Below are 24,561 nucleotides of genomic sequence, written 5' to 3'. Positions count from 1 at the left end.
CTTACTTCTCCACCGCCGCCTTGGCGGCCTTCTTCTTGAACATTTCCAGCATGCGCCGGGTGACCAGAAAGCCGCCGAACACGTTGACCGCCGCCAGGGCCACGGCCAGGGTGCCCATGGTCTTGCCCAGCGGGGTGACGGTCAGGGCGGCAGCGAGCATGGCGCCGACGATGACGATGGCGGAAATCGCGTTGGTCACCGCCATCAGCGGCGTGTGCAGGGCTGGGGTAACGTTCCAGACCACGTGGTAGCCGACGTAGATGGCCAGCACGAAGATGATCAGGTTGTAGATGCCGTCGGAAATCAGATCCATCGCAGTGATCCTTTTTTGTAGTGAGTGGCCCTCTCTATAAGGAGAGGGCGGCCATCATTTATTGATGCGCACGATCTCGCCGCCTTTGCACATCAGGCAGGCGGCGACGATGTCGTCTTCCAGGTCGAGGTGGAAGGCGCCGTCCTTGATCACCAGCTTTAGAAAATCGAGCAGGTTGCGCGCGTACAAGGCCGAGGCATCGGCGGCCACCAGCGCCGGCAGATTGCCGTGGCCGACCAGGGTCACGCCGTGCTTGACCACTACCTTGTCCAGTTCGGTCAGCGGGCAGTTGCCGCCCTGGATGGCGGCCAGGTCGATGACCACGGAGCCCGGCTTCATCTCGGCGACGGTAGCTTCATGCAGCAGCGTTGGCGCCTTGCGACCCGGAATCAGAGCGGTGGCAATGACGATATCGGCCTGCTTGGCGCGTTCGTGTACAGCATTGGCCTGGCGCTCCATCCACGAGGCCGGCATCGGTCGGGCATAACCGCCAACGCCAACAGCGCATTCGCGCTCCTCGTCGGTCTCGAAGGGCACGTCGACGAACTTGGCACCGAGGGATTCGATCTGCTCCTTCACGGCCGGGCGCACGTCGGAGGCCTCGATCACCGCACCCAGGCGCTTGGCCGTGGCGATGGCCTGCAGGCCGGCGACGCCAGCGCCGAGGATCAGTACGCGAGCGGCCTTTACCGTGCCGGCGGCGGTCATCAGCATGGGCATGAAGCGCGGGTAGTGATTGGCCGCCAGCATCACCGCCTTGTAGCCGGCGATATTGGCCTGGGAACTGAGCACGTCCAGGCTCTGGGCGCGTGAGGTACGCGGCGCCGCTTCCAGAGCGAAGGCGGTGACGCCGGCTGCGTTCAAGCGCGCGATGGTTTCATTGCTGAACGGGTTGAGCATGCCGACCAGCACGGCGCCGCTGTTCATCAGCGCTAGCTCGGTGTCGCTGGGGGCGACCACCTTGAGGATCAGCTCGGCACCGAACGCCGCCGCGGCATCGCCGATGCTGGCGCCGACAGCTACATAGGCCGTGTCGGTAATGCTGGCTGCCACGCCAGCGCCAGTCTGGACGGTGACCTGGTGGCCCTGGCCGATCAGCTTCTTGATGGTTTCCGGCGTCGCGGCTACCCGCGTTTCGCCTGCCTGGGTTTCGAGAGGAACACCAATATGCACGCTTGCATCTCCTGCGATCGTTGCAGATTCACCCAGAGGGCGGCAGAGGGACGGTGTCGACTAAAGTCGTACCGCGGCATTCTGCAAACAGAGCAGGTCGGTAAGCAATATTCATGGAGTAATTATTTTTCATGACTACAAGTTATCGGAGATATTGTTATTTTTCATGCTGAATTATCCCGATAAGATATTGGCTTCTTGCAGGTAAAAGAGGTCTTCATGCGTCTATAATGAATAAATGTGTAGGAAGAGTGCGTTATAAAATCTTTATAGGTGCGGCGCGATGTCGCGCCGTTCAAAATCATTTACAGGTGTGAAAAATGGCGTTTTTGAGATTTTTGTAGTCGTTTTTACTGGTCGCTACTGGTTCCTCGAGGTAGGCCCGATCCATTCCGCGATAAGTTGGGCTTAGAACCTGTTTACGATTTTCTGGGCGACATAAGAGTGAAGCAGACATCGGGCGCTGCCGCTTTTTATAGGATGGGCCGGGTGGCGATCCGCTTTAGCCCTGAGCTTTTATTAGGGTGCGAAGAGCTTGGCTAAAGCCCCTCCTAAGAGTTACGCGACCGGCCGCGGTGAACGATCGACCAGGTTCATACAGCGAGGCGGCAAGCGGGGAGGGGTTCAGAGACGGAGCAAGGCAGCGTGTGAGGGAGCGGTGCCAAAGCGCCCAAAGCCGAGTGGTCGACTTTGGGCGGGATGAGGGGGGTAGGCTGAGGGGAGGGCTGTCAGCCCGTACGCCAGGTAATTTCCTGCACGCCATCGGCGCTGATGCGTAGCCATTGATCAGCCTGCTCGTCGCTTTCTTCCTCTTCCCAGCTACCCGGGGCGCAGCGAATTTCCACGTTCAGTGCCGCATAGGCAGCCTTGGCGCAGGCCAGGTCGTCGTCCCACGGGGTGGCGTCGCTTGCCAGGTACAGGCTGTGCCATTTGCCTACGGCTTTGGGCAGCCAGGTCACCGGCACGTCGCCGGCGCGGCACTGGAAGGTCTGGCCTTTCTGCTGCCAGTCGGAGCAAGGGCCAAGGGCCTGGGTCAGCCAGGCGGCAATGGCCTGGTGATCGGCATCCTTCAGGTATATCTCGATATCCGGTTGGCGCATTTGGATCCTCAATTCGTTCGGGGCGCTCAATGCGCGTCTCGCTCGATCCAATCGTAGCGGATAGCGACGGTGACTTCGAAGCTTTCGGCAATGACGGCGGCGCGGCGTTCGGCACTGGCGCGCCAGCCGTGGGGCGTCATCGCCAGTAGGTCGGCACGGGCTTGCGGTGTGTCTAGCAGCAGCCGGAAGCTCAGGGTTTCACTGTGCGCCAGGTGCATGCCCGGCGGGATCAGTTCGAGGTGTTTCTGATCGTCGTAGTCGCGCACTTCGTCGTACAGTTTCTGGCGAAGCTCCATCAGGTGCTCACGGGTCGGGCCCATGCGCAGCAGGCCGCCGCCGGGCGCGAGCAGGCGCTTGGCTTCCTGCCAGTCGAGCGGGCTGAACACGCTGGCCAGCAACCCGCAGCTGGCATCTGCCAAGGGCACCCGGGCCATGCTGGCGATCAACCAGTTCAACTGCGGGGCGCGCTTGCAGGCGCGCTTGACCGCTTCGCGGGAAATATCCAGCGCGTAGCCTTCGGCCTCCGGCAGAGCATCGGCGATCTGGGCGGTGTAGTAACCCTCGCCACAGCCGATATCCAGCCAACGCTGTGGTGCATAGCCCGCGGCCAGCTGCGCCAGTCGGGCGGCCAGCGGGGCGTAATGGCCGCCATCAAGAAAGCGTCGGCGGGCTTCCACCATGGCGGCGTTGTCGCCGGGGTCGCGGCTGTTCTTGTGCTGTACCGGCAACAGGTTCAGGTAGCCCTGGCGCGCGCGGTCGAAACGGTGGTTGGCGGGGCAGGCCACGCCATTGTCGACGGCGGCCAGCGGCGCCTGGCAGATCGGGCAGGCGAGCATCAGGCGAGCAGCTTGACCAGGGTCTGGTAGTAGATCTCGGTGAGTATCTCGAGGTCGCTGGCCAGGACCCGTTCATTGACCTGGTGGATGGTCGCGTTGACCGGGCCGAGCTCGACCACCTGGGTACCGAGGGTGGCGATAAAGCGCCCGTCCGAGGTGCCGCCGCTGGTGCTCGGCGTGGTTTCGCGGCCGGTCACCGTACGGATGCTGGCGCTGACCGCATCGAGCAGCGCGCCCGGCTCGGTGAGAAACGGCAGGCCCGACAGCGCCCAGTCGATTTGATAATCCAGGCCGTGCTTGTCGAGGATCGCATTGACCCGCTGCTGCAGGTCTTCGACCGTCGATTCGGTGGAGAAGCGGAAGTTGAACACCGCCGTCAGCTCGCCGGGAATCACGTTGGTCGCGCCGGTGCCCGAGTTGAGGTTGGACACCTGGAAGCTGGTCGGCGGGAAGAAGGCGTTGCCGTCGTCCCAGTGCTCGGCGGCCAGTTCGGCCAGCGCCGGCGCAGCCAGGTGAATCGGGTTCCTGGCCAGGTGCGGGTAGGCCACGTGGCCCTGGATGCCCCGCACGGTCAGGGTCGCGCCCAGCGAACCACGGCGCCCGTTCTTCACCACGTCGCCGATCAGGGTGGTGCTCGACGGTTCGCCGACGATGCACCAGTCCAGGCGCTCGTTGCGCGCGGCCAGGCGTTCGACCACGGCCTTGGTGCCATGGTGGGCCGGGCCTTCCTCGTCACTGGTGATCAGGAAGGTGATGCGCCCCTTGTGGTTCGGGTACTCGGCGACGAAGCGCTCGACGGCGATGATCATCGACGCCAGGCTGCCCTTCATGTCCGCCGCACCGCGGCCGCAGAGCATGCCCTGCTCGTCGATCAATGCCTCGAACGGACCATGCTGCCAGGCCTGCAGCGGGCCGGTCGGCACCACGTCGGTGTGGCCGGCGAAGCACAGCACTGGGCCTTCGTCGCGGCCATGGCTGGCCCAGAAGTTGTCCACATCCTCGATACGCATCGGCTCGACGGCGAAGCCCAGTGCGGCCAGGCGGCGCATCATCAGCTCCTGGCAGCCCTCGTCCAGCGGGGTGACCGAGGGCCGGCGGATCAGGTCGCAGGCGAGTTCGAGGGTGGGGGACAGGGCCGTCATGGGAACTCCGGTAAAACAGTGCAGGGCGAGAAGGGCGCATAGCTTAAAGCAAAACGCCTGGCTCTCGTAGGCGTTCGGTGCCCTGCCTGGGTCGCTGGCCCCCTTAACCCGGGCCATGCACGCGAAGGCACCCGGCAGCGCTCGCCTGGCCGCAAACAAAACGGCGGCCAATTGGCCGCCGTCGTCGTGCTGCGCTACCGGTGATTCAGGCCTTCTGCACCTCGTCCGGCGCATCGCTCTGCACCACCGGAATTTCCAGCGGCTTGGGCTGCGAGGAGAGTAGCGCCATGATCAGCGCGGCGAGGTAGGGCAGCGACTGCACCAGCAGCATGATCACCCAGAACTTCACATCGTAGCTGGGCAGACCCTGCACGATGGCGATGCCCAGGGCCGCGCCCCACAGCAGCAGCATGATGAACACTTCTTCGCGGGCCTCGGCCAGGGCCACCATCAGGCCGTGGCTGGAGCGCATCTTCGGGGTGCGGAAGAACGGAATGGTCTTGGTGAACATGCCGTACAGCACTGCCTTGGCGATGGTGTGCGACAGCGCCAGCCCGGCCACCGCCGCGCAGAAGGCGTCCTTGAGGTTGACGCCCACCGCTCGCTGGTAGAGGAAGATGATCTTGCCGACCTTGAACAGGAACAGCGCCAGGGGCGGAATCGCGAAGATCAGCAGCGGCGGGTCGACCCGTTGCGGCACGATGATCATCGCCGCCGACCACAGCAGGGCGCCAATGGTAAAGAAGATGTTCAGGCCATCGGCGACCCACGGCAGCCAGCCGGCGATGAAGTGGTAACGCTGACCACGCTTGAGCTCGCTGTCCTTGCCGGCCAGCAGCTGGCGGGCGTGGCCCTTCATGATCTGGATGGCGCCATAGGCCCAGCGGAAGCGCTGCTTCTTGTAGTCGATGAAGGTGTCCGGCATCAGCCCCTTGCCGAAGCTGTCGTGGGCGTAGGCGGCCGAATAGCCTTTCTCGAACACGCGCAGACCCAGCTCGGCATCCTCGCAAATGGTCCAGTCGGCCCACTTCAGTTCGTCCATCACGGTACGGCGGATCATGGTCATGGTGCCATGCTGGATGATCGCGTTGCGGTCGTTGCGGGTCACCATGCCGATATGGAAGAAGCCCTTGTACTCGGCGTAGCAGAGCTTCTTGAAGGTGCTTTCCTCGCCATCGCGATAGTCCTGCGGTGACTGCACCACGGCAATCGCCGGGTCGGCGAAGTGCGGCACCATGTGCTTGAGCCAGTTGCGGTCGACGCAGTAATCGGAGTCGATCACCGCCACCACTTCGGCGTCCGGCGCGGTATGCGGCAGGATGTAGTTCAGCGCGCCACCCTTGAAGCCGTGCAGCGGCGCGACGTGGAAGAAGCGGAAGCGCGGGCCGAGCTCCGCGCAGTAGTCGCGCACCGGCTCCCACACTGCCGGGTCCTTGGTGTTGTTGTCGATGATCAGGACTTCGAAGTCCGGATAGTCGAGGTTGGCCAGGGCGTCGAGGGTCTGTTTGACCATCTCCGGCGGCTCGTTGTAGCACGGCACGTGAATCGACACCTTGGGCCGGTAATGGCTGTCGCCGACCACCGGGGTGAAGGGCCGGCGCCGCTGCGTCCACACCGTCTCGGCCAGCTCGTGGGCCTCGGTGAGCAGCACGATGAACACGCCGATGGCACCGACGCCGAGCAGCACGCCGACCAGGGTGCTGAACCAGGTGCTGTACTGCTGGCTGTAGTCGTAGCCGATCCACACCAGAGCCGAGCCGCCGGCGAACGCCACGAAGGTCAGGAAGGTGCGGCCACGCTGACGCAGGGCACTGCCATCGATCAGCATCAGGGCCAGCGACAGCAGCGCCATGACCACCGAGGCGACCGCCAGCATGCGCCATTTCGGAATCGCCACCACCGGGCCTTCGAAGTTGAATTTCGGCTGGCGGTCGAGATTGTACACGCCCCAGTAGGCGCCCACCGAGCCTTCGTCGCCGGCCTTCCAGGGCTGGTCGAAGGCTTCGATGACGAAGTAGTTGTAGCCCTGGGCGTTGAGCGTGGTTACCAGGGTGCGCAGGTAGATGGCCTGGTCGGCCTGGGAGGCCTCGGCGCCGCCGCGTACCCGGCCGTTGCTCGGCCAGCCGACCTCGGAAAGCAGCAGGGGCTTTTTCGGGAACAGTTTTTTCAGGTCGCGGGCGCGATCCAGGGTGAACTGGGTGGAGTCCTTCATGGGAATGAATTCCCAGTAGGGCAGCACGTGGGCGGCGATCAGGTCGGCGTGGTCGGCCAGCTCCGGGTACTCCTCCCAGATGTGCCATTGCTCCGACGTGGTGACCGGCACCTTGACCGCCGAACGCACCCGGTCCATGTAGGCGGTCAGCTGCTTGACGGTGACTTCGCGGCGGAACAGCGCCTCGTTGCCCACCACCACACGCACCACGCTGCGCGAGTTGTTGGCGATCTCGATGGCCTTGGTGATCTCGCGCTCGTTGCGTTCCTCGTCGGGGCTGATCCACACACCCAGGGTCACGCGCAGGCCGAACTCCTCGGCTAGCAGGGGGATGCGATCCAACGCACCGTCCACCGAATAGGTGCGGATGCTGTCGGTCTGCTGGGACAGCAACTCGAGATCCTCGCGCATCTCCTCATCGCTGGGATATACGCCGGTCTGCGGGCTTTCGCCCTGGCGGAAGGGCGAGAACGAATAGCCGGAGATCTGTTCCGGCCAGGCCGGGGCCGTGATCGGACGGTTGTAGAGCGCCCAGATTCCGGTGAACAGAGCGGCAATAGCCAGGAAAACAATCAGATTGAGGCCGAACTTGCGCGAAAGCATGCTGTGTAGGGTTCCGAAGGGTGGAACGGGGAGAAGACCGGCGAGCGCCGGCTGGCGCGCATGCTACTCCGTCGATGAATGACTGTATAGCACAGCTCCGGGGAGCTGCCCGGCGATGTTTGCCCGCTGTGCATCGCCTCGCTACAAGTGCCGGCCCGATGGTGCTTGGGAAGCGCTGCTCGCCTTCTTATAATGCGCGCCCGGAAAGAGGAGCCCCCATGTCGTTCGATGAACAGCGTTTTGCCGGTATTGCCCGGTTATATGGCCGTGCAGGCGCAGAGCGGCTGGCTGCCGCCCACGTGGCCGTGGTCGGTATCGGCGGCGTCGGCTCCTGGGCGGCCGAGGCGCTGGTGCGCTCCGGGGTCGGTGAGATTTCCCTGTTCGACCTGGACGACGTCTGCGTCAGCAACACCAATCGCCAGGCCCACGCCCTGCAGGGCCAGGTCGGGCGCGCCAAGGTCGAGGTGATGGGCGAGCGCCTGCGGGCCATCAATCCGGCCTGCGTGGTGCATGAGGTCGCGGATTTCGTGACCCGCGAAACCATGGCCGAGTACATCACCGTCGAGCTCGATGGGGTGGTCGACTGCATCGACAGCGTGGCGGCCAAGGCGGCGTTGATCGCCTGGTGCAAGCGCCGCAAGATCGCCCTTATAACCACTGGCGGCGCCGGCGGGCAGATCGACCCGGCGCAGGTGCAAGTCGCCGACCTCAACAAGACCTTCAACGACCCTCTGGCCGCCAAGGTGCGCTCCACCTTGCGCCGCGACTACGGCTTCTCGCGCACGCCGGGGCGTACCTACAGCGTACCCTGCGTGTTCTCCACCGAGCAGTTGCGCTACCCGGGCGCGGACGGCGGCGTATGCCAGAGCAAGGCATTCGTCGGCGAGGGCGTGAAGCTCGACTGTGCCGGCGGCTTCGGCGCGGTGATGATGGTCACTGCCACCTTCGGCATGGTCGCCGCCGCGCGTATCGTCGACAAGCTGGTGGCCGGTGCACGGCGGCCAAGCGAGCGGATGGCGCCGTCGGCCTAAGCCGCTTCGCTCAAGCGGCGCATCTGCTGCACCACGGCGTTCATGCCACTGGCGCGTGAAGGCGACAGCTGGCGGGACAGGCCCAGCTGGGCGAACCAGTCGGCGATATCCAGTGCGGCCAGCTCGCTCGCGTGCAGGCCGTTGACCCGGGCCAGCAGCACGGCCAGCAGACCGCGTATCAGGCGCGCATCGCTGCTGGCGCGAAAGTGCCAGCGGTCGTCCTGTCGCTCCCCGCTCAACCACACCTGGCTTTCACAGCCGTGCACGCGGTCCGCTTCACGTCGCTCGGCGAGCAGCTCCAGGCGTTCGCCCCAGTGCATCAGCAGGCGCGCGCGCTGCTCCCAGCCGGGGCAGGCCGCAAAGGCGTCGAGGGCTTGTTGGGCGGCGCTCGGCAGGCTCATCGCAGCAGCTCCAGGGCTTTGTCCAGGGCGGCGAAGAGGCGCTGCAGGTCGGCTTCGTCGTTGTACAGACCGAGGGACACGCGGATCGCGCCTGCCACGCCCAGGCGCTGCAGCAACGGCATGGCGCAGTGGTGGCCGCTGCGCACGGCGATGCCCTGCTCGGTAAGCAGGTGGGCGAGGTCGCCGCTGTGCACGCCTTCTACGGTAAAGCAGGCCAGGGCCGCTTGCGGCTCGCCAAGCAGGCGCAATCCCGGGAAGTTGCCCAGCCCTGCCAGCAGCATGCGGTGCAGCGTGGCCTCATGGCGAGCGACCGCGTCGCCGTCGAGACGCTCGAGGTAGTCCAGGGTCGCGCCCAGGGAGATTACCCCCGAGACCGTCGGCGTACCGGCCTCCAGGCCAAGCGGGGCCGGGCGGAAGGTCGAGGTGTGGTAGTCGGCCTGCTGGACCATTTCCCCGCCGAACTGCCAGTGACGCAGGCGCTGCAGGGCGTCGCGGCGGCCGTAGAGCAGGCCGACGCCATCCGGGCCATAGAGCTTGTGACTGGAGCAGACGTAAAAGTCGCAGCCCAGCGCCTGCATATCCTGGCGGCCATGCACCACGGCCTGGGCGCCGTCCATCAGGGTCAGGGCACCATGCTGTTGCGCCTGGCGAATCAGCGGCTGCACGTCCTGCCAGCGCCCCAGTACGTTGGACAGCTGGCTAAGGGCGAGCAGGCGAGTGCGTGGGCCGATCAGCGTGGCGGCCGCTTGCGGGTCGATATCGCCGGCCGGCGTGAGCGGCAGGATCACCAGTTTCAGGGATTTGCGCGCAGCGAGTTGTTGCCAGGGCAGCATGTTGGCGTGGTGTTCGGCAGCGCTGATGAGGATTTCATCGCCGGCTTCGAACAGGTGTTCCAAACCATAGGCGAGCAGGTTGAGGGACTCGGTGGCGCCGCGGGTGAAAACGATCTCGTCACGGCTGGTCGCGTTCAGCCAACGGGCGGCCTGGTCGCGAGTCGCCTCGAAGGCGCGGGTGGCACGCTCGCCCGGCAGGTGCTGGGCCCGGTGCACATTGGCGGCGCCGCCAGCGTAGTAGGCCAGCAGGGCATCGAGTACCGCCTGCGGTTTCTGCGCCGTGGCGGCGCTGTCGAGGTAGGTCTGGCCGTCGGCATCGAGGGCCCGCAGGCCCGGGAAGTCGGCGCGCCAGGGGGAAATCAGGGGCATGGCTTATCCAGAAAGAATCTGGTGGCTAAAAAGTTGGGTTTAACGCGTTGCGAGCGAAGCTCAGGCAAGGCGCCCCAAGACGAGGACGCGGAGTTTACTGGTGTAAATGAGCGTTCGAGCCTTGGGGCAACGCAGCATGGGCGAGCGCAGCCGCGTTAAACCAACTTTTTCAGTTGTGAGCGTGCAGGGCTTCGTTCAGCTCTATCGCCGACTTGTTGGTCTTGCATTCGACGGCGCCGCTTTGCGAGTTGCGACGGAACAGCAGGTCAGCCTGACCAGCCAGGTCGCGACCCTTGACCACCTTGACCAGGTTATTCTGGTCGTCGAGCAGGGCGATCTTGGTGCCGGCGGTCACGTACAGGCCGGCTTCGACGATGTTGCGGTCGCCCAGCGGAATGCCGATACCGGCGTTGGCGCCGATCAGGCAGCCTTCGCCCACGGAGATGACGATGTTGCCGCCACCGGACAGGGTGCCCATGGTCGAGCAGCCGCCGCCCAGATCCGAACCCTTGCCGACGAACACGCCTGCGGACACGCGGCCTTCGATCATGCCCGGGCCGGCGGTACCGGCGTTGAAGTTGACGAAGCCTTCGTGCATCACGGTGGTGCCTTCGCCGATGTAGGCGCCCAGGCGAACACGTGCGCTGTCAGCGATGCGCACGCCGGTCGGCACCACGTAGTCGGTCATTTTCGGGAACTTGTCCACCGAGAAAACTTCCAGCAGGTCGCCTTTCAGGCGCGCTTCCAGCTGACGCTCGGGCAGCTCGACCAGGTCGACCGCGCCCTGGCTGGTCCAGGCGACGTTGGGCAGCAGCGGGAATATGCCGGTCAGGTTCAGGCCGTGGGGCTTGACCAGGCGATGGGACAACAGGTGCAGCTTGAGGTAGGCCTCGGGGGTGCTGGTCAGCGCGGCGTCTTCGGCCAGCAGGGTGGCGACCAGTGGCTTGGCGCTTTCAGCCAGGCGAGTGAGCAGCGCGGCCTGTACCGGGTCGACGTGCTTCAGGGCGCTGGCCAGTTCACCGGCTTGCTGATTGGTGATGGCGATGGCCTGGTTGCCGCCGTTGTAGCCGAGTTTCTCGGTGACCTTGGCCACCAGTTCGGCACTCGGGTTGAGCAGGGGCTGGGCGTAGAACACTTCCAGCCAGGTGCTTTGGCGGTTTTGGGTGCCGACCCCGAAGGCCAGACTGAACAACGTATTGGACATGAGCTTTTCCTTGCAGCGAATTCGATTGGGGGCGATATCAGGCCAGTTCGGCGGCGTAACGCTCGGGTTTGAAGCCGACCAGCGTGCGGCTGCCGAGATCCAGCACCGGACGCTTGATCATCGACGGCTGGGCCAGCATCAGGTCGATGGCCCGGTTCTGGTCGAGATCGCTTTTCTGTGCGTCCTCGAGCTTGCGGAAGGTGGTGCCGGCGCGATTGAGGATGGTTTCCCAGCCGTGTTCGTCACACCATTTCTGCAGGTTGCCGCGGTCAATGCCGGCGGTCTTGTAATCGTGAAACCGGTAATCGATACCCCGCTCGTCGAGCCAGGTACGGGCCTTCTTCATGGTGTCGCAGGCCTTGATGCCATAAAGCACGTAACTCATTGGTCTACCTCTAGAGGATTCCACTCGTCGAATCCGCTTCATGCTTGTGAATACCGAAGCCGCGATTATGCCACGTCGCTTCGGCTTGCGGCGCATCCGCCTGCACGGCTCGCCGCACCTGGCGTTAGAATGACCTGGCCCTCGCCAGCGGGGCGGCCGTTCTCGTAAAGGATCCTTCCCTCCATGCAGCTTCTCTACACCATCCTGACCATGTTGCTGGTGGTCAGTGGCACCCGTATCAGCGCCCAGTTCATTCCCTTGCCGCTGCCCATCCTGCAGATCCTCATCGGCGCACTGCTGGCGATTCCGGTGCTGGGCCTGCATGTGCGCCTCGACCCCGAGCTGTTCTTGTTGCTGTTCATCCCGCCGCTGCTGTTCGTCGATGGCTGGCGCATGCCCAAGGGGCAGTTTCGCAAGTTGCGCACACCGATCCTGTTTCTGGCCTTCGTCCTGGTCTTCGTGACCATTCTGGGCGCCGGATATTTCATCCATTGGTTGTTGCCGCAGGTTCCCCTGGCGGCCTGCTTCGCCCTGGCGGCGGTGCTGTCGCCCACCGATGCGGTAGCGGTGTCGGCGATCACCCACGGGCGCCTGCCCAACACCCTCAATAGCCTGTTGCAGGGCGAGGCACTGATGAACGATGCCTCGGGCCTGGTGGCGTTCAAGTTCGCCGTGGCGGCAACGCTGACCGGCATGTTTTCCTTCGCCGATGCCAGCCTGCAGTTCGTGCTGGTGGCCGTTGGTGGTCTGTTGATCGGGATGGCCCTGAGTTACCTGCTCGGGCGCCTGCGCGCCTGGATGATCGCCCGCGGCTGGGAGGAGCCGGCGCCCCATGTCCTGCTGATGCTGTTGCTGCCGTTTGCCGCCTATGTGGCGGCCGAGCATCTGGGCCTGTCGGGCATTCTCTCCGCGGTGGCCGCGGGCATGATGCAGAGCCGCCTCGACCTGCTGCCGCGGCAGACCACCACACGGCTGCTCAACCGAGGCGTGTGGGCGATGCTCGAATTCACCTTCAACGGTTTGATCTTCCTGCTGCTGGGCTTGCAACTGCCGGACATCATCAAGGCGGTGATCGGCGATCATGCCGATGCCTGGCATCTGCTGCTAGGGGCCCTGGGCTACGTGTTGGCGGTGTATGCGGTGCTGATGGCGCTGCGTTTTGCGTGGGTGTACTGCTACTGGCGTACCTCGGGCATGCTGCGGCGCTGGCGTGGCAAGCCGACGCGCTTCGCCGGGCAGTCGCGCATTGCCCTGACGGCGGTGCTGAGCATCGGTGGCGTGCGCGGTGCGGTGACCCTGGCAGGTGTGATGTCGCTGCCGTTGCTGCTCAACAACGGCGAGGCGTTTCCGGAGCGGGATCTGCTGATCCTGATCGCCGCCGGGGTGATCCTGCTGTCGCTGCTGGTGGCCAGCGTGCTGCTGCCCAGGCTGCTGCCCTTGCTGCCGCAAGACAACGTGGCGCTGCAGGAGGCCGAGCTCAATCGCCATCGCGCCCAGGTGCTGGAGGCGGCGATCCGCTGCCTGGAGAAGGATGAGGAAAAGGCCACGGATACCGATAGCGCGATTGCCACGGCCGAGATTCGCGCCAAGCTGATGAGCGAATACCGCGACCTGCTAGAACGTACCCGCACGCGTCGCGCCGAGGAGTCGCGTGAGTATCAGCGCCAGGCCGATCAGCTGGAATACCGCATGCGCCTCCAGGCACTGCGTACGCAGCGCCTGGAGCTGTATCGGATGCGCAAGGACAATCAGCTGGATGACGACATGCTGGCCGAGATCCTCCGCGATCTGGATAACGCGGAGGCGCGGCTGCTCAAGGGCTAGTGAAGACTGCTCATGATCTTTCAGCGCAAGTTCGTCGATTTTGGCAGCCAAGTGGCGGGAGCGGCCATTCGTCCACGTTAGGGAGGCTGGTGATTATCTGTGGGAGCGGGCCATGCCCGCGAAAATAATGGACATAGCCCATTCTTCAGAATGAGTCCGCCAGCGTTACCGAGTTGCTTGTGCGCTCGGCTCCGCTCTGGCGAGCGGGTTTCTTTTGGCATTGCCCGGATGGCCGGCCCCGCCAAAAGAAACCAAAAGGTCTAGCCCCGACATCCGGCCCCGGCTCCGCCGGGGTTCCCTCGCTCCATCATCGTTTCGGGGGCCGGCCTGGAAGGGCCGTCCATGGCCCATCAGGCCTCTCGCCGCATCCATGCGGCTCGTCCCCCTGCAAGATGATTCCACTCGGCCTCCTGAAGGGGCGATTGGCGTCGTCAGTTACTTTTGCACGAGAGAAACATAAAAAAGCCAAAGCGCTGGATGTCCGCTTTTGCCTTGTAGCTGCCGCTTCATGCACATAACGATCGTGAACAGGTTCTTACAGCGCGTAGTGCTTGAGCTCGCGGGCGATCAGCAGGCGCTGGATCTCGCTGGCGCCTTCATAGATCTGGGTGATGCGCGCGTCGCGGTAGTAACGCTGCACCGGGAAGTCCTCCAGGTAGCCGTAACCGCCGTGGATCTGCAGCGCCTTGGAGCACACCCGTTCGGCCATTTCCGAGGCGAACAGCTTGGCCTGGGAGGCCTCTGACAGGCAGGGCTGGCCGGCACTGCGCAGGCGCGCGGCGTGCAGGGTCAGCAGGCGCGCGGCGTTGATCTGGGTGTGCATGTCGGCCAGCAGGTTGGCGATGCTCTGGTGCTCACCGATGGGCTTGTCGAACTGCACCCGCTCGCGGGAGTAGAGCAGGGCAGCCTCGAAGGCGGCACGGGCGATACCGACCGCTTGAGCGGCGATGCCGATGCGCCCGCCCTCGAGATTGGACAGGGCGATGCTCAACCCCTTGCCGCGCTCGCCAAGCAGGTTGGCGGCGGGAATGCTGCAGTCGTCCAGGGTAATGGCGCAGGTGTCCGAGGCGCGAATGCCCATCTTGTGTTCGCTGCGCTCGATGCGAAAGCCCGGTGTATTGGTGGGTACCAGGAAGGCTGAAATGCCCTTTTTGCCAAGCGTGGCATCGGTCACCGCGAAGACGATGGCCAGCCCGGCGCGGCGGCCATTGCTGACGAACTGCTTGGCGCCATTGAGCACCCAGCGGCCGTCACGCAGTTCGGCGCGGGTGCGCAGGTTGTGGGCCTCGGAGCCGGCCTGGGGCTCGGTCAGGCAGAAGCAGCCGATCACTTCGCCGCTGGCCAGGCGGGCCAGCCATTCGCCTTTCTGCTGATCGCTGCCGTAATTGAGCAGTGGGCCGCAGCCCACCGAGTTGTGCACGCTCATCAGGGTACCGGCGGCGGCATCGGCGGCGGACACTTCTTCCACGGCCAGGGCATAGGCCACGTAATCGAGATAGCTGCCACCCCAGGTATCCGGCACTATCATGCCCAGCAGCCCCATGTCGCCCATCTGGGCCACCGCCGCATCGTCTATCCAGCCAGCCTTTTCCCAGTCCTGGGCGTGGGGGGCGATGGCGCGCCTGGCGAACTGCCGGGTGCACTCGCGGATCATGCGTTGTTCTTCGTTCAGCTCGATGTCGTGCATAGCGACCTCTCTGTTGTCAGTGACCCGCGCCGGATCACGGCAGGCGGGTAGCCAAAACCGCCCTGGATCACAGGGCGGTCAGGGGCCGTTGACGGCGCTATTTCTGGCGGCAACGCGGCTTGCGTTGCAACGTCAACAGACCCTGCTACAGAGTCGCCCAGGAACGGGCGAATCGCAAATGCGCAGAACGCGTGGTGACGGCCATCACCACGCAGTAACCTCAGTGCGGCTGGCGCAGCTTTTCGAGCAGGTTGATGTCCGGGTAACCATCGGCCGGCCAACCCAGCTGCAGCTGGAAGGCTCGGATGGCCTTGCGGGTATTGGCACCGATAATACCGTCGGCATGGCCGGAGTCGAAGCCGCGGGCATTGAGGCGCTCCTGCAGTTCGACGCGCTCGCTGCGGCCCAGCTGGCGGTCGCCCTCGGGCCAGCTGCCCTGCACGCCGTTGCCACCACGCAAGCTGTCGGACAGCAGGCCGATGGCCAGGGCATAGGAGGTCGAGTTGTTGTAACGCAGGATGCTGCGGAAGTTGCCGAATAGCAAGAATGCCGGGCCGCGGTGCCCGGCTGGCAGCAGCAGGGTGGCGCTAGCATCGTCGCGCGGGGTGCTCAGTGGCTGCCCCATTGGATGAATGCCGAGGGCTCGCCACTGTGCCACGCTGCGCCGTACTTCCGGGTCGGCCAGGGCGTAGTCGAACCCTTGCGGCAGCTGCACCTCGTAACCCCAGGGCTGGCGCAATTGCCAGCTGGAACTTTGCAGGTAATGGGCGGCCGATGCCAGGGCGTCCGCTGTCGAGGTCCACACGTCACGCTTGCCGTCGCCGTCGAAATCCACGGCGTGCTCGTTGTAGGTGGTGGGCATGAACTGGGTCTGGCCCATGGCGCCGGCCCAGGAGCCGACCAGGCTCTCCGGGGCGATGTCGCCATGCTGGAGAATCTGCAGCACGGCCAGCAGCTGGCTGCGCCAGAAGGCCTGGCGGCGGCCTTCGTAGGCCAGGGTGGCCAGGGAGCGCACTACGTTGTGGCTGCCGATATTGCTACCGAAGTTGCTCTCCAGGCCCCAGATGGCCACCAGGGTTTCGGCATCCACGCCGTAACGCTGCTCGATCTGGTTGAGCATGGCGCGGTTCTGGGTCAGCAGGATGCGCCCGCGGGCGACCCGGCTCGGCGACACCGCGCCCTTGAGGTATTCCCATACCGGGCGGCTGAATTCGGGCTGGCTGCTGTCGGCCTTGACCACATCGGGGTTCGGCACCACGCCGGCGAAGGCCCGGTCGAACAGGGTCGGGCTGATGCCGGCGGCGATGGCGTCGCTGCGCAGCAGGTCGCGCCATTGTTCGAAGCTCAGTTGCTCTTCACCAGGCTGGTTGGCAGCAGCAGGAGCGGAGGTGGTACCGGGTAGCCCACTGGAGGAAGTCAGCGGCTGGGCAGGGGCATCGGCACAAGCCGTGAGCAAAAGCAGAAAGCTGGCCGCAGCGGTGGCAGGCAGGCCGCGAATGAACAGGTTGGGCATGGTCATCTCAACACGTTTTGCAGGCGACCACCTTAGCACGGATGAGCAGAAATGCGGGCTGGGCGAGGTTTTCAAGCCGCCTTAAATGAACAAGCCTCCCAGTTTTGCTGGGAGGCTTGGCGGTTGTAGCTGCCTTTTCCTTTGCCGGGGCGCTCCTGGCGTGAGCGGAACAGCGGCTGGGCGATGATGGATTTGGCCTTGTTGGGGCGCTTCTTCTTGCTCATGGCAGATCCTCGATCGGTGCTCGCCCAGATAGCGAGCGGTGCGAATGATGCGCCGCCGGGCAGGCGATGTCCATACGCGCGGTGGGACTAAGCGCCGAGCTTCAGGCGTTGGCCGGCCATCGTCAGCACCAGGCGCGACAGGCTGGCCCAAGGATCGCCCGGCGCCTGGCCCTTGACCTGCGCGTCGATCTGCTGGGCGTCCATCAACAGGGCATTCCAGCGCGCCGGTGAGTGGCGCTGCAGGGCCTTGCTGACCAGCGGTCGGCGCTTGTCCCATACAGGTGGGCGGGCAGAGGCGAAGGCCTTGTCGAGCGGGATACCCTGGCTGTACTGGTAGGAAATGTTGGCCAACTGGCGCAGCTCGCGGGCCAGCATCACCACGATGAACAGCGATTCCTGGCCCTCGCCACGCAGGCCGTCGAGCATGCGCAGGGCATGGGCGGCCTCGCCATTGAGAATCGCGTCGATCAGGCCGAAGACGTCGTAACGGGCGCTGTCGGCCACTGCAGCCTGCACGGTGCCGGCATCGATCTGCTGGCCGTCGGCAAGCAGCTTGAGCTTTTCGATTTCCTGGGCGGCCGCCAGCAGGTTGCCTTCGACGCGCGCGGCGATCAGGTCGATGGCCTCGGCGCTGGCGTTCATGCCGCCCTGGGCCAGACGCTGGCGAATCCACTGTGGCAGCCCGTTGGCGTCCACCGGCCAGATCTGCACGAACTGGCAGTTGGGCCCGTCGATCAGGGCCTTGGCCCACTTGGTCTTCTGTGCGCTGCCGTCGAGCTTGGGCAGGGTGATCAGCAGCAGGGTGTCTTCCGGCGGCCGGCCAAGGTATTCGAGAATAGCCGCCGCGCCCTTGTCACCCGGCTTGCCATTGGCGATGCGCAGTTCGATGACGCGCTTTTCGGCGAACAGCGACAGGCTGGCGCCCGCCTCGTAGAGCATGCCCCAATCGAAATTGGCCTCGGCGTGGAATACCTCGCGCTCGGTGAAACCCTGGGCGCGGCTGGCGCTGCGGATAGCGTCGGTGGCTTCCTGGCAGAGCAGGGCTTCGTCGCCACAGACCACGTAGACCGGGGCGAGCGCACCTTGCAGGTGTTTGCCGAGTTGGGCGGGAGCGAGTTTCATGGGTAAACCTGAGAGGCCTCGTCCGTCTTGGAACGTCTACAGATCTTTCGAGCTAGAGCCCTGCAAGGCCTAAACGGCCCCACAAAAACAGGCGAGGAACGGTCGGAGTCGCGGGCGACTGTACTTTTGTACATGAGCATTCCGCGTCTGTTTTTAACGCCGCAGGGCCGACGCGCAGCAGATCGTAAACAGGTTCTTACTGGACAGGTAGTTCGATGGGCGATTGCTGCGGCTGCGCCGCTTCACGCTGACGGGCCGCTTCCAGGGCGTCGGCTTCGGCTTTCGCCTTGGCTTCGGCAGTCTGCTGCAGCTCGTCGAGTTGCGTAGGGGTGATCTGCTGCAGGCGCTGGGCCAGCTGCTGCACCAGGTCGCGGCGCATTTCGGTGCGCAACTGGGCGGCCTGCTGGTCGTTGCCGATCAGGTTGTTGGAGTCCTGTACGTAGTAGCTCTGCACTTCGAGCTTGTTGCTCAGCAGCAGCAGGTTCTTGGCGCCACGGATCTCGTAATCCAGGCTCATGGTGCGCTCGTATTCCACGCTGCGCGCCGAGCTGGTGTAGCTGGCCGAACGCTGGCTTTCCTGCTCGCCAGCCAGGTACAGCTTGTAGGCAGCGCCCGGGAACACGCGAACGCCGTTGTTCTCCAGCACGTCCTTGACGTCCCGCACGGTGTCGCCGTAAGTGTCGCGGGCGCTGACGTCGAGTTCCTTGAGGGCGAACTGCACGTCGCCAGTGCCACGCAGCTGGAAGCCGCACGCACCGAGCAGGCCAGCCAGGCCGATTACCAACAGATTGCGCTTGATCATCTCGTATCCCCTTGTCCTGCCGGCTCCGCTGGCCGGCATGGCCGAAACTCTAGACCGGATGCCGGCCGCCAGAGGCGACCGGCCGTTCCCTGTCGCCTCAACTGGCGACGATGTTGACCAGCTTGCCAGGCACCACGATGACCTTGCGGATCGTCAGCCCTTCGGTGAAGCGTTGTACGTTTTCATTGCTGCGCGCTGCCGCTTCGACCGCCTCGCGGCTGGCGTCGGCCGGTACTTCGATCTGCCCGCGCAGCTTGCCGTTAACCTGGATCACCAGGGTCAGGCTGTCCTGCACCAGGGCCGATTCGTCCACCACCGGCCAGCTGGCGTCGATGATGGCTTCCTCGTGGCCCAGCTCCTGCCACAGTTCGTGGCTGATGTGCGGGGTGATCGGCGCAAGCAGCAGGGCGACGGTTTCCAGGCCTTCCTGGAGCAGGGCGCGCTGCTGATCGTTGTCCTGCGGGGCCTTTTCCAGCACGTTCATCAGGGTCATCACCTGGGCGATGGCGGTGTTGAACTTGTGGTGCTGGCCGACATCCTGGGATGCCTGCTTGATTGCCAGGTGGATGGCGCGGCGCACCTCCTTGCCGGCGTCGTCCAGGGTGGCGACATCCAGCACGCCCGGCAGCCCCTGGCTGACGTGGGCCTGGGCCAGGCGCCAGACGCGGCGCAGGAAGCGGTTGGCGCCTTCGATGCCGGCATCCGACCACTCGCAGCTCATGTCGGGCGGCGAGGCGAACATCATGAACAGGCGGCAGGTGTCGGCGCCATAGGCATCGATCATCGCCTGCGGGTCGACGCCGTTGTTCTTGGACTTGGACATCTTCTCGGTACCGCCGATCTCTACCGGCAGGCCGTCGCTGGTCAGCTTGGCGGCGATCACCTTGCCCTTGGCGTCACGCTCGACGGTGACATCGGCCGGGTTGAACCAGTCCTTGCCACCGTTATCGAGCACGCGGTAGTAGGTCTCGGCGACCACCATGCCCTGGGTCAGCAGGTTCTTGAACGGCTCGTTGGAGGTCAGCAGGCCTTCGTCGCGCATCAGCTTGTGGAAGAAGCGCGCATAGAGCAGGTGCAGGATGGCGTGCTCGATACCACCGATGTACTGATCCACCGGCAGCCAGTGGTTGGCGGCGGCCGGGTCGACCATGCCACCGGTGTAGTGGGGCGAGGCGTAGCGGGCGAAATACCAGGACGACTCCACGAAAGTGTCCATGGTGTCGGTTTCGCGCTTGGCCGGTGCGCCGCATTTCGGGCAGCTGCATTCGTAGAATTCGGGCATGCGCGCCAGGGGCGAGCCGGCGCCGTCCGGTACCACGTCTTCGGGCAACACGACCGGCAGCTGGTCTTCCGGCACCGGCACGTCTCCACAGCTGTCGCAGTGGATGATCGGGATCGGGCAGCCCCAGTAGCGCTGCCGGCTGATGCCCCAGTCGCGGAGGCGGAACTGGGTACGGGATTTACCGAGCTGCTTGCGCAGCAGCGCCGCTTCGATGGCGTCGAAGGCGCCTTCGAAGTCCAGGCCGTCGAATTCACCGGAGTTGATCAGCTGGCCGTGTTCGCCATAGGCGTCCTGCCATTCGCTGCCCACTTCATCGCCTGCGCTGGTACGCACCACGGCCTTGACCGGCAGGTCGTACTTGCGGGCAAAGGCGAAGTCGCGCTCGTCGTGGGCGGGAACCGCCATCACCGCGCCGTCGCCGTAGTGCATCAGCACGTAGTTGGCGACCCACACCGGCAGCTTCTCGCCGGTCAGCGGGTGCTCTACAGACAGCGAGGTCGGCAGGCCTTTCTTTTCCTGGGTTGCCATGTCGGCTTCGGCAACGCTACCGGCCTTGCATTCGGCGATGAACGCCTGCAGTTCGGGGTTGTTGCGGGCGGCCAGGGTAGCCAGCGGGTGTTCGGCGGCTACGGCAACGTAGGTCGCGCCCATCAGGGTGTCGGGGCGGGTGGTGAACACCTTCAGCGCACCGGCTTCGCCGATCGAGTCGACGTCGTAGGGGAACTGCACTTCCATGCCGCGGGATTTGCCGATCCAGTTGCGCTGCATGGTCTTGACCTGTTCCGGCCAGCCATCGAGTTCGTCCAGGCTGCTCAAGAGTTCATCCGCGTAGGCGGTGATCTTGAAGTAGTACATGGGAATCTCGCGCTTTTCGATCACCGCACCGGAACGCCAGCCGCGGCCGTCGATGACCTGCTCGTTGGCCAGCACGGTCTGGTCGACCGGATCCCAGTTGACGGTGCCGTTCTTGCGATAGATCACGCCTTTCTCGAACAGGCGGGTGAACAGCCATTGTTCCCAGCGGTAGTAGTCCGGCTTGCAGGTGGTGACTTCACGGGACCAGTCGATGGCCAGGCCCAGGCTTTTCAGCTGGGTCTTCATGTAGTCGATGTTCTCGTAGGTCCACTTGGCCGGGGCCACGTTGTTCTTCATCGCGGCGTTTTCCGCCGGCATGCCGAAAGCGTCCCAGCCCATGGGCTGCAGCACATTCTTACCTTGCATGCGCTGGTAACGGGCGATCACGTCACCGATGGTGTAGTTGCGCACATGCCCCATGTGTAGCTTGCCGCTCGGGTAGGGGAACATCGACAGGCAGTAGAAGGTGTCCTTGCCGGGCTGTTCGCTGACTGCAAAGGAGTTCTGCGCGTCCCAGTGGGATTGCGCGGCGGCTTCGATTTCACGTGGCTGATACTGTTCGTGCATGGCTACTTGCGCTAGGGAAAGGGGCTTTCGGGAAACGCCGTAGCATACATGACCCCCCTCGGCAGAGGGAAACGCTGATTGCGCGGTAGCGGCCGGCAATGCCGTTGGTCGTCGCAGGCGGCCGGCTGGAGGGTGGCGGCTAAGCTGATTCGAGGCGTCGTGCCTGGAGGTGAGTGATGCAAGTTCCGGTAAAGACCCATAAGCAACGCGATCCCTATGCAAGGTTGCTCGATCGCCTGACCCTGGCCCTGGACGAAGCCGACAACCTGGCGCACCTGACCAGCGAGCCGCCCCCGGACATGGAGGTGCGCGGCCTGTCGCCGGACGAACTGGCGCTGATCACGGCCTACCTGGTCAATGATCGTGCCTGGCTCAACGGCTGGCATGCCACGGCCGCGCGTTACTATCAAGCGGCGGTGCAGCCGCCGCCGTTCGAGCGGCAGCCAGCGTTGCCGGTGGCCGGCGGGGCGGCACGGCTGTGGGCGAGCGCCACCAGCGCTGAGCAGTCGGCCAGGAGGCTTGGTGGCGGCGGCTACCTCTGACTTGCGCGCTAATCGCTCCAGGCTCTAGGCTTCGAGGCTTTTCGGAGGTGCTCGATGCCGCTGCGTTATCTGCTCAAGCAGTTTTTCATGCCGCCCGGCATTCTGTTGCTTCTTATCGCCCTGGCCTGGTTCCTGCGCCGACGTTTCCCGCGGCTGGCCCTGTGCTGCTTCAGCCTTGGCCTCGGCGGCCTGTGGCTGATGAGCCTGCCGGTGACCGTGGAGTGGATGGCCAGGGCGATCGAGCGTGAGCCAGCCATCGCCCAACAGCAGTGGAGCACATTGGCCCAGCAGGCCGACGTCATCGTCGTACTTGGCGGTGGCCGCGACTCGAACGATCCCGCCTGGGGCGGTGAGCAGCCCAGTGCCATGGCGCTGGAGCGAACCCGCTACGCGGCGCGGCTGGCAAAGGCCTCCGGGCTGCCGGTGCTGACCACTGGTGGGCTGCATTTCGGCCGGCCACCCAGCGAGGCGGCGCTGATGGCCGAGGTGATGCGCGAGGACCTGGGCGTCACGGTGCGCTGGCAGGAAGAGCGCAGCCGCACTACCTGGGAAAATGCGACCGAGACCGCTGCGCTGCTCAAGCCTGAAGGCTTTCGCCGGGTACTGCTAGTCACCCAGGCCTGGCATATGCCGCGCTCGCGCTGGTGCTTCGAGCAGGCCGGCTTCGAGGTGGTGACGGCACCGGTGGGCTTTCTCGGCGTGCCCAATGGCCGCCCAATGGGCGGCTGGCTACCGGAGGGCAAGGCCTTCTGGCAAAGCACCTTGCTGCTCAACGAGGTGATAGGCGCATTGGCCTACCCACTGGCCTACGGGCGCTAGCCCCACGTGGCGGGCTGAAGCCCACCCTACCTCGCGGACTGCGCCGCTGGCGCCATACCCGTGATCGTCGCGCGCATGGACTCGGCGTCCCCGCGCGCTCCCACAGGCTGTAACGCCTATCCGGATGACCAGGGTGGGCTGGCGTCGATCCGCTTCAGCCCAACACCTGAGTTCGAATCCGTTACTTGGCGTCTCGGCGACGCCGCACCAGCGCCCAGCCGGCCAGCAGGCTGCAGAGAATGATCAGCGGCCAGGAGCGCCATTGCAGGTAAGGCGTCAGGTGCTGCATCGGCTGCACCTCGCCGTACAGCGTGGCCTGTTCGAATTGTGGCAGGCGCTCGGTGATGCGCCCGAACGGGTCGATCAGCGCGGTCACGCCATTGTTGGTGGAGCGAATCATCCAGCGGCCGGCTTCCAGAGCGCGCATCTGCGCCATCTGCAGGTGCTGCAGCGGGCCGATCGATTTGCCGAACCAGGTGTCGTTGCTGACCGTCAGCAGCAGGTCGCTCTGCGCGGCCATCGCAGCGGCGAATTCGGGATAGACCACTTCGTAACAGATGAAGGTCGCCAGGCGATGGCCCTTGGCTTCCAGCAGGGGCTGGTCGGGCTCGCCGCGGGCGAAGTCGGACATCGGCAGATCGAAAAAGGCGATCAGCCCGCGCAACAGGTCCTGCAGCGGTACGTACTCGCCGAACGGCACCAGGCGCTGCTTGAGGTAGTCGCCGCTGCCCTGGCCGACCACACTGACGCCGTTGTAGTAGCGTATTTCACCTTCGGCATTGGGCTGGCGAATCGGCACACCGGTGATCAGCGCGCTTTGCCGGTCGCTGGCGAAGCGATCCATCATGCTCAGGTAGCCGATGGCCTGCTCCTTGAGCACCGGCACCGCGGTTTCCGGCCATACCAGGATGTCCACTGGCTTGCTGGCGAAACTCATGTCGCGGTACAGCGCCAGCTGGGCATTGAGCTGCGCCGGGTCCCACTTGAGGTTCTGTTCGACGTTGCCCTGGATCGCTGCGACGCTCAGCGGCTCGCCAGCCGGCGCGGTCCAGGCGTGATCCTTGAACGCTGCACCGAGCAGCCAGGGAGCGATCAGCAGCACTAGTGCCTCGGCCAGTTGTGGCTTGTTGCGGTAAAGGCGCGGCAGGTTGACCAGCAGCGCTGCGCTGAGTGCCAGGGCAAACGACAGCAGCCATACGCCGCCGACCGGTGCCAGGCCGGCCATGGGGCCGTCGAGCTGGCTGTAGCCGGCATACAGCCACGGGAAGCCGGTGAGGAACCAGCCGCGAAACGCCTCCTGGGCGACCCACAGTGCGGCGAATGCCAGGGCATCGCCCAGTGGCGCGCTGTCACGGCGTAGCCAGATCGCCCATAGCCAGCTGGCGAGGGCGAAGAACAGGCCGAGGCCGGCGACGAAACCCAGGGTCAGCAAGGCGGCGAGTGGCGGCGATGCCGCGCCGTAGTCATGAATGCTCACGTACACCCAGCTGGTGCCCGAGGCGAACAGGCCGAACCCGTACCACCAGCCGCGCCAGGCGGCCTGGCGCGGCGTCAGTGCGCGCAGGCCGCGGTAGAGCAGGGCGATGGACAGCAGCGCCAGCGGCCAGATGCCATAGGGCGCCAGCGCCAGGGTGGTCAGCGCGCCGCCCAGCAGGGCGATCAGGTTGCCGGGCCAGCCGGGTTGGAACAGTCGGTTCATCGAGGGACTCACGCAAGAAGTAA

At 64.9% G+C, this 24,561-nt stretch carries 21 protein-coding genes; 4 read left to right on the top strand and 17 right to left on the bottom strand.

The genetic code is table 11. The annotated features are described in order from the left end of the window. Position 1: 1 nt before the first annotated feature. The 6 genes from BM154_RS04745 to BM154_RS04720 form a co-directional block, all read right to left on the bottom strand. Positions 2–313 (bottom strand): NAD(P) transhydrogenase subunit alpha part 2, encoded by a 312-nt coding sequence (locus tag BM154_RS04745; protein ID WP_074881214.1) that lies wholly within the window; start codon positions 311–313, stop codon positions 2–4. A 54-nt stretch (positions 314–367) separates the two neighbouring features. Continuing rightward, a complete protein-coding gene (locus BM154_RS04740; RefSeq protein WP_074881213.1) occupies positions 368–1,486 on the bottom strand; it encodes a Re/Si-specific NAD(P)(+) transhydrogenase subunit alpha in 1,119 nt (372 codons plus the stop codon). Positions 1,487–2,214: 728 nt separating this feature from the next. Continuing rightward, positions 2,215–2,586 carry a hypothetical protein gene (locus BM154_RS04735; protein WP_074881212.1) on the bottom strand — a complete coding sequence of 124 codons (372 nt, stop codon included), beginning with the start codon at positions 2,584–2,586 and terminating at the stop codon, positions 2,215–2,217. A gap of 26 nt (positions 2,587–2,612) precedes the next feature. Next, positions 2,613–3,422, bottom strand: a complete 810-nt coding sequence (locus BM154_RS04730; protein WP_074881211.1) for a putative RNA methyltransferase — start codon at positions 3,420–3,422, stop codon at positions 2,613–2,615. Next, a complete protein-coding gene (gene dapE / locus BM154_RS04725) occupies positions 3,422–4,564 on the bottom strand; it encodes a succinyl-diaminopimelate desuccinylase (protein WP_074881210.1) in 1,143 nt (380 codons plus the stop codon). The genes BM154_RS04730 and dapE overlap by 1 nt, the downstream gene beginning before the upstream one ends. 205 nt (positions 4,565–4,769) lie before the next feature. Continuing rightward, on the bottom strand, positions 4,770–7,379 hold the full coding sequence (locus BM154_RS04720; protein WP_074881209.1) for a glycosyltransferase: 2,610 nt from the start codon (positions 7,377–7,379) through the stop codon (positions 4,770–4,772). Positions 7,380–7,597: 218 nt separating this feature from the next. Here BM154_RS04720 and tcdA point away from each other — a divergent pair, with 218 nt between their 5' ends. Next, complete coding sequence (tcdA, locus tag BM154_RS04715; protein ID WP_074881208.1) at positions 7,598–8,410, top strand: tRNA cyclic N6-threonylcarbamoyladenosine(37) synthase TcdA; 813 nt, start codon at positions 7,598–7,600, stop codon at positions 8,408–8,410. Here tcdA and BM154_RS04710 read toward each other — a convergent pair. The 4 genes from BM154_RS04710 to BM154_RS04695 all read right to left on the bottom strand — a co-directional run bounded on the left by BM154_RS04710 (position 8,407) and on the right by BM154_RS04695 (position 11,602). After that, positions 8,407–8,811 (bottom strand): SufE family protein, encoded by a 405-nt coding sequence (locus BM154_RS04710; protein ID WP_074881207.1) that lies wholly within the window; start codon positions 8,809–8,811, stop codon positions 8,407–8,409. The two genes, tcdA and BM154_RS04710, sit on opposite strands and share 4 nt — an antisense overlap. Further along, positions 8,808–10,013, bottom strand: coding sequence for an aminotransferase class V-fold PLP-dependent enzyme (locus BM154_RS04705; protein ID WP_074881206.1), 1,206 nt, complete (start codon positions 10,011–10,013; stop codon positions 8,808–8,810). The genes BM154_RS04710 and BM154_RS04705 overlap by 4 nt, the downstream gene beginning before the upstream one ends. Positions 10,014–10,182: 169 nt before the next feature. After that, a complete protein-coding gene (dapD, locus tag BM154_RS04700; RefSeq protein ID WP_074881205.1) occupies positions 10,183–11,217 on the bottom strand; it encodes a 2,3,4,5-tetrahydropyridine-2,6-dicarboxylate N-succinyltransferase in 1,035 nt (344 codons plus the stop codon). Positions 11,218–11,254: 37 nt separating this feature from the next. Then, complete coding sequence (locus tag BM154_RS04695; RefSeq protein ID WP_074881204.1) at positions 11,255–11,602, bottom strand: ArsC family reductase; 348 nt, start codon at positions 11,600–11,602, stop codon at positions 11,255–11,257. A 183-nt stretch (positions 11,603–11,785) separates the two neighbouring features. On the opposite strand from BM154_RS04695, the gene BM154_RS04690 reads away from it, so the two are divergent. Then, positions 11,786–13,426, top strand: coding sequence for a Na+/H+ antiporter (locus BM154_RS04690; protein WP_074881203.1), 1,641 nt, complete (start codon positions 11,786–11,788; stop codon positions 13,424–13,426). Between the two features lie 535 nt (positions 13,427–13,961). On the opposite strand, the gene BM154_RS04685 is transcribed toward BM154_RS04690, so the two are convergent. The 6 genes from BM154_RS04685 to leuS form a co-directional block, all read right to left on the bottom strand. Continuing rightward, complete coding sequence (locus BM154_RS04685) at positions 13,962–15,113, bottom strand: acyl-CoA dehydrogenase family protein (protein ID WP_074881202.1); 1,152 nt, start codon at positions 15,111–15,113, stop codon at positions 13,962–13,964. Between the two features lie 220 nt (positions 15,114–15,333). Then, positions 15,334–16,626, bottom strand: coding sequence for a lytic murein transglycosylase (locus BM154_RS04680; RefSeq protein WP_074882376.1), 1,293 nt, complete (start codon positions 16,624–16,626; stop codon positions 15,334–15,336). A 71-nt stretch (positions 16,627–16,697) separates the two neighbouring features. Further along, on the bottom strand, positions 16,698–16,850 hold the full coding sequence (gene arfA, locus BM154_RS04675; RefSeq protein WP_013792548.1) for an alternative ribosome rescue factor ArfA: 153 nt from the start codon (positions 16,848–16,850) through the stop codon (positions 16,698–16,700). Positions 16,851–16,937: 87 nt separating this feature from the next. Continuing rightward, entirely contained in the window at positions 16,938–17,972 is a 1,035-nt protein-coding gene (gene holA, locus BM154_RS04670) for a DNA polymerase III subunit delta (RefSeq protein WP_074881201.1), read from the bottom strand. Between the two features lie 196 nt (positions 17,973–18,168). Then, the gene (locus BM154_RS04665) at positions 18,169–18,774 is read right to left on the bottom strand and encodes an LPS-assembly lipoprotein LptE (protein WP_074881200.1); all 606 of its coding nucleotides are present in this window, start codon (positions 18,772–18,774) and stop codon (positions 18,169–18,171) included. A gap of 97 nt (positions 18,775–18,871) precedes the next feature. Then, a complete protein-coding gene (leuS, locus tag BM154_RS04660; RefSeq protein WP_074881199.1) occupies positions 18,872–21,478 on the bottom strand; it encodes a leucine--tRNA ligase in 2,607 nt (868 codons plus the stop codon). A gap of 176 nt (positions 21,479–21,654) precedes the next feature. On the opposite strand from leuS, the gene BM154_RS04655 reads away from it, so the two are divergent. Both BM154_RS04655 and BM154_RS04650 read left to right on the top strand, forming a co-directional pair. After that, complete coding sequence (locus BM154_RS04655) at positions 21,655–22,020, top strand: hypothetical protein (protein WP_074881198.1); 366 nt, start codon at positions 21,655–21,657, stop codon at positions 22,018–22,020. 54 nt (positions 22,021–22,074) lie between these two features. Further along, a complete protein-coding gene (locus tag BM154_RS04650; protein ID WP_074881197.1) occupies positions 22,075–22,839 on the top strand; it encodes a YdcF family protein in 765 nt (254 codons plus the stop codon). Between the two features lie 181 nt (positions 22,840–23,020). Here the strand turns inward: BM154_RS04650 and lnt are convergent, their stop codons facing one another. Continuing rightward, a complete protein-coding gene (gene lnt / locus BM154_RS04645; RefSeq protein WP_074881196.1) occupies positions 23,021–24,538 on the bottom strand; it encodes an apolipoprotein N-acyltransferase in 1,518 nt (505 codons plus the stop codon). Between the last annotated feature and the right edge of the window lie 23 nt (positions 24,539–24,561).

The organism is Phytopseudomonas argentinensis (assembly GCF_900113905.1).
In the GTDB taxonomy this organism is placed as follows: Bacteria; Pseudomonadota; Gammaproteobacteria; order Pseudomonadales; family Pseudomonadaceae; genus Aquipseudomonas; species Aquipseudomonas argentinensis.
This window is presented reverse-complemented; position numbering and strand designations above follow the sequence as displayed.

What these genes read in the sequence shown, in the direction of transcription:
- BM154_RS04745 (WP_074881214.1), bottom strand. Translation starts at nt 313, where the DNA reads ATGGATCTGATTTCCGACGGCATCTACAACCTGATCATCTTCGTGCTG.
- BM154_RS04735 (WP_074881212.1), bottom strand. Translation starts at nt 2,586, where the DNA reads ATGCGCCAACCGGATATCGAGATATACCTGAAGGATGCCGATCACCAG.
- BM154_RS04730 (WP_074881211.1), bottom strand. Translation starts at nt 3,422, where the DNA reads ATGCTCGCCTGCCCGATCTGCCAGGCGCCGCTGGCCGCCGTCGACAAT.
- dapE (WP_074881210.1), bottom strand. Translation starts at nt 4,564, where the DNA reads ATGACGGCCCTGTCCCCCACCCTCGAACTCGCCTGCGACCTGATCCGC.
- BM154_RS04720 (WP_074881209.1), bottom strand. Translation starts at nt 7,379, where the DNA reads ATGCTTTCGCGCAAGTTCGGCCTCAATCTGATTGTTTTCCTGGCTATT.
- tcdA (WP_074881208.1), top strand. Translation starts at nt 7,598, where the DNA reads ATGTCGTTCGATGAACAGCGTTTTGCCGGTATTGCCCGGTTATATGGC.
- BM154_RS04710 (WP_074881207.1), bottom strand. Translation starts at nt 8,811, where the DNA reads ATGAGCCTGCCGAGCGCCGCCCAACAAGCCCTCGACGCCTTTGCGGCC.
- BM154_RS04705 (WP_074881206.1), bottom strand. Translation starts at nt 10,013, where the DNA reads ATGCCCCTGATTTCCCCCTGGCGCGCCGACTTCCCGGGCCTGCGGGCC.
- dapD (WP_074881205.1), bottom strand. Translation starts at nt 11,217, where the DNA reads ATGTCCAATACGTTGTTCAGTCTGGCCTTCGGGGTCGGCACCCAAAAC.
- BM154_RS04695 (WP_074881204.1), bottom strand. Translation starts at nt 11,602, where the DNA reads ATGAGTTACGTGCTTTATGGCATCAAGGCCTGCGACACCATGAAGAAG.
- BM154_RS04690 (WP_074881203.1), top strand. Translation starts at nt 11,786, where the DNA reads ATGCAGCTTCTCTACACCATCCTGACCATGTTGCTGGTGGTCAGTGGC.
- BM154_RS04685 (WP_074881202.1), bottom strand. Translation starts at nt 15,113, where the DNA reads ATGCACGACATCGAGCTGAACGAAGAACAACGCATGATCCGCGAGTGC.
- BM154_RS04680 (WP_074882376.1), bottom strand. Translation starts at nt 16,626, where the DNA reads ATGCCCAACCTGTTCATTCGCGGCCTGCCTGCCACCGCTGCGGCCAGC.
- arfA (WP_013792548.1), bottom strand. Translation starts at nt 16,850, where the DNA reads ATGAGCAAGAAGAAGCGCCCCAACAAGGCCAAATCCATCATCGCCCAG.
- holA (WP_074881201.1), bottom strand. Translation starts at nt 17,972, where the DNA reads ATGAAACTCGCTCCCGCCCAACTCGGCAAACACCTGCAAGGTGCGCTC.
- BM154_RS04665 (WP_074881200.1), bottom strand. Translation starts at nt 18,774, where the DNA reads ATGATCAAGCGCAATCTGTTGGTAATCGGCCTGGCTGGCCTGCTCGGT.
- leuS (WP_074881199.1), bottom strand. Translation starts at nt 21,478, where the DNA reads ATGCACGAACAGTATCAGCCACGTGAAATCGAAGCCGCCGCGCAATCC.
- BM154_RS04655 (WP_074881198.1), top strand. Translation starts at nt 21,655, where the DNA reads ATGCAAGTTCCGGTAAAGACCCATAAGCAACGCGATCCCTATGCAAGG.
- BM154_RS04650 (WP_074881197.1), top strand. Translation starts at nt 22,075, where the DNA reads ATGCCGCTGCGTTATCTGCTCAAGCAGTTTTTCATGCCGCCCGGCATT.
- lnt (WP_074881196.1), bottom strand. Translation starts at nt 24,538, where the DNA reads ATGAACCGACTGTTCCAACCCGGCTGGCCCGGCAACCTGATCGCCCTG.